Origin of the sequence: Phenylobacterium sp. (assembly GCF_031181185.1) — a bacterium.
In the GTDB taxonomy this organism is placed as follows: domain Bacteria; phylum Pseudomonadota; class Alphaproteobacteria; order Caulobacterales; family Caulobacteraceae; genus Phenylobacterium.
In genome coordinates, this window is the sequence record NZ_JAPSKZ010000256.1 from 1 (window position 1) to 3,817 (window position 3,817).

Below are 3,817 nucleotides of genomic sequence, written 5' to 3' on the forward strand. Positions count from 1 at the left end.
GGTCAGCATCTTCACGCTGAAGGAAGGCAAGGTCGTCGCCTACCACGGCCGCGAGTCGCCGACGCGCGGTCGCGAGATGACCATCCTGGAACAGCTGCTGGGCAGCGTGGGCCGCTCCGGCATGCTCCCCAACGAGGACGAGGACGCTCCCGGCAACCGTCCGGGGCAGCGGCGTTAGGCTCCGCGGCTAGGCTACCAAAGAAAACGCCCCGGAGATCGCTCTCCGGGGCGTCGTCTTTTCAGGACCTCGTCGATCAGCCCGAGTGGGCGAGGACCGCCAGCAGCAGCAGGGCCACGATGTTGGTGATCTTGATCATCGGGTTCACCGCGGGGCCTGCGGTGTCCTTGTAGGGGTCGCCGACGGTGTCGCCGGTCACGGCCGCCTTGTGGGCGTCAGAGCCCTTGCCGCCGTAGTGACCCTCTTCGATCAGCTTCTTGGCGTTGTCCCAGGCGCCGCCGCCGCTCGTCATCGAGATGGCGACGAACAGGCCGGTGACGATCACGCCCATCAGCATGGCGCCCAGGGCCGCGAAGGCGTCGGTGTTCCCGGCGATCGCGCGGATCACGAAAAACAGCAGCACCGGCGAGACCACGGGCAGCAGCGACGGCACGATCATCTCGCGGATGGCCGAGCGGGTCAGGATGTCGACGGCGCGGCCGTATTCCGGCTTCACCTCGCCCGTCATGATGCCGGGGTTCTCCTTGAACTGCCGGCGCACCTCGGCAACGACCGACTCCGCCGCCCGGCCTACAGCCGTCATCGACATGCCGCCGAACAGGAAGGGCAAGAGGCCGCCGAACAGCAGGCCGACCACCACGTACGGGTTCGACAGGTCGAAGGCGACCGCTCCAAGGCCCTCGAAGAACGAGCCCGGCGTCGCATTGGCCGAGAAGAACTTCAGATCCTCGGTATAGGCCGCGAACAGCACCAGGGCGCCCAGGCCGGCCGAACCGATGGCGTAGCCCTTGGTCACGGCCTTCGTCGTATTGCCCACGGCGTCGAGGGCGTCGGTCGAGACGCGGACTTCCTTGGGAAGGCCGGCCATCTCGGCGATGCCGCCGGCGTTGTCCGTGACCGGGCCGAAGGCGTCGAGCGCGACGATCATGCCGGCCAGCGACAGCATGGCCGTCGTGGCGATGGCGATGCCGAACAGGCCCGCGAGGTTGTAGGTCACCAGGATGCCGATGATGATCGTCAGCGCGGGCAGCGCCGTCGATTCCAGCGACATCGCCAGCCCCTGGATCACGTTGGTGCCGTGGCCCGAGACCGAGGCCTTGGCCACCGACTTCACCGGCCGGAAGCCGGTGCCCGTGTAGTATTCGGTGATCACGACGATGGCGGCGGTGACCAGCAGACCCACGACGCCGCACCAGAAGAGGTCCATCGCCCCGAAGGTGAAGTCGCCGGCGGTGACCTCGCCCGGCACCAGGTTGTTGATGACGAAGTACAGCGCCACGATCGACGTCAGGCCCGTGACGATCAGGCCCTGGTAGAGGGCGCCCATGATGTTCTGCTTCTTGCCCAGGCGGACGAAGAAGGTGCCCAGGATCGAGGTCACGATGCAGACGCCGCAGATAGCCAGCGGCAGCAGCATCATGTCGAGTTCGACGCCCGAGCCGCGGAAGAAGATGGCGGCCAGCACCATGGTGGCGACCGTGGTCACCGCATAGGTTTCGAACAGGTCGGCGGCCATGCCGGCGCAGTCGCCGACATTGTCGCCCACGTTGTCGGCGATGGTGGCGGCGTTGCGCGGGTCATCCTCGGGGATGCCGGCCTCCACCTTGCCCACCATGTCGCCGCCCACGTCGGCGCCCTTGGTGAAGATGCCGCCGCCCAGACGGGCGAAGATCGAGATCAGCGAGGCGCCGAAGCCCAGCGCGACCAGGCTGTCCACCACGGTCCGGTCGGTCGGGTCGTAGCCCAGGCCGTACACCAGGAAGGCGAAGTAGACCGAGACGCCCAGCAGGGCGAAGCCGGCCACCAGCATGCCGGTGATGGCGCCCGAGCGGAACGCCAGCGACAGGCCTCGCGCCAGGCTTTCCGAGGCGGCCTGCGCGGTGCGCACGTTGGCGCGCACCGAGATCAGCATCCCTGCGAAGCCCGCCAGGCCCGAGAGGATGGCGCCGACGGCGAAGCCGACGGCCGCTTCCCAGCCCAGCAGGAAGAAGGCGGCCACCAGGATCACCGCGCCCACGATCGCGATGGTGGTGTACTGACGGTTGAGGTACGCCTGCGCGCCCTCCTGGATCGCGGCGGCGATCTCCTGCATCCGCGCGTTGCCGGGCGAGGCCTTCAGCAACGAGCTGGTCTGCGCGACGCCGTAAAGCACCGCAAGCAGGCCGGCGACGATCACCAGCGTAAGCGTTAGACTCATGTTGTGCGCACCCCTTTGCGATCTGCGCGGAGGGGGAGCCGTCGCTCAGCGAGCGACAGGCGGACTCCCAGCCCCTTGTTCGTTTCCCCAAAAGTACGTCGAAGCTCTCACCGGTCCCCGACGGGACGGCGAGCCTACTCAGGTTTCCGAGCAAGGCGCAACCTGCCCTACCGGCGCCCGGCGAACGCAGGAATTCGAGGGGTCAGGCGCGTGGGGCGCCGACGCGGCGGCGGGGCTGCTGTGATGTGACCACGACCGAGCGGACCTGGCCGGGGCCGGCGATGGCCGCCGCCTCCCGCATCATGGTCGCCGCAAGCTTGGCGGCGTCGATCTTGTTGTAGTCGCCGGCCTGGGTGAAGGGCGTCCGATGCCCCGCCCGCACCAGGGCGTCGCGGAAGTGCGGCTCTCGCTCCCTCAGCTTGTTGGGCAGCGCCGCCCCCGTCAGGTTGATGCGCACGTACACGAAGACGTAGTTCACCAGCCGGCCCTCGGCGACGATCGGCAGGGCGACGGGCAGCAGGTCGACGTACTGGCCCGGGTCCTTGGGCGGCGCCCCGCCGCCGGCGGCCCACGAGGCGGTGGACGTCAGGGACAGGGCGGCGGCGAGGAGGGCGCGTCGGAGCATGGGCAAAGGCTCGCGCCGATTCGGTTGCATTATCCTTTCGTGCTGCGCCGCAATGGCCGCGCTCGGGGAACGGTGGTATGATCTTGACCTAAGAGAATCTGGGAGGATTCCGGAGCATGTCTCCCTCAAGACGCCAGGCAGCCATCGGTCTCCTGGCCGCCGGCGCCGCGGCCTCGCCCCTGTCCCGCGCCCTTGCGCAGGAGGCGCCGGCCGAAGAGTCGCCGGTGACCCTGGAAGCCGGTCAGGACAAGTTCACTCACATGATGGCGCCGGTGCACATCAACGGCCGCGGCCCCTACCAGTTCGTGCTGGACACCGGGGCGAACGTCAGCTGCGTCTCGCACGCCCTCGTCGACGAACTGGACCTGGCGCCTGGTCCGGCCACCCGTGTCCACACCATCGTGGGCGTGCGCGAGCGGCCCAGCGTGTTCATCGACGACCTCCAGGTGGGCAAGCGCAACCGCAAGCGCGTCCACGCGCCGGCCCTGCCGATCAAGGGCCCCGGCGTCCACGGCATCCTCGGCGTCGACTGGCTTAAGGGCCAGCGGCTGGTGCTCGACTTCAAGAAGAACGCCATCGAGATCACCAAGTCGCGGTTCGACCAGGCCCACCCCGGCCGCGTCGTCGTGGTGCCCGCCCGCCGCAAGCACGGCCAGCTCACCATCGTCGACGCCGACCTGAACGGCACGGCCATCAGCGCGATCATCGATTCCGGCGCCCAGGGCACGCTCTGCAACAGGCCGCTGCGCGAGATCGTCCGCGCCACGGAGCGCCGGCGCGGCAAGGTCGATCCGCCCCAGCAGGTGCGGATGGAGTC

The 3,817-nt window shown here is 68.8% G+C and carries 3 protein-coding genes and 1 pseudogene; 2 read left to right on the forward strand and 2 right to left on the reverse strand.

What is annotated here, in order from left to right; genetic code table 11:
* Window positions 1-178 (forward strand): annotated as a pseudogene (locus RIF93_RS19305) (outer membrane protein assembly factor BamE); the annotation flags it as partial.
* Window positions 179-254: 76 nt separating this feature from the next.
* Here the strand turns inward: RIF93_RS19305 and RIF93_RS19310 are convergent.
* Together RIF93_RS19310 and RIF93_RS19315 are read right to left on the reverse strand one after the other, a co-directional pair.
* On the reverse strand, window positions 255-2,375 hold the full coding sequence (locus RIF93_RS19310) for a sodium-translocating pyrophosphatase (protein ID WP_309093073.1): 2,121 nt from the start codon (window positions 2,373-2,375) through the stop codon (window positions 255-257).
* A 202-nt stretch (window positions 2,376-2,577) separates the two neighbouring features.
* On the reverse strand, window positions 2,578-3,000 hold the full coding sequence (locus RIF93_RS19315; RefSeq protein ID WP_309093074.1) for a hypothetical protein: 423 nt from the start codon (window positions 2,998-3,000) through the stop codon (window positions 2,578-2,580).
* A 116-nt stretch (window positions 3,001-3,116) separates the two neighbouring features.
* On the opposite strand from RIF93_RS19315, the gene RIF93_RS19320 reads away from it, so the two are divergent.
* On the forward strand, window positions 3,117-3,817 hold a 701-nt coding region (locus RIF93_RS19320; protein ID WP_309093075.1), incomplete at its 3' end, for a retropepsin-like aspartic protease.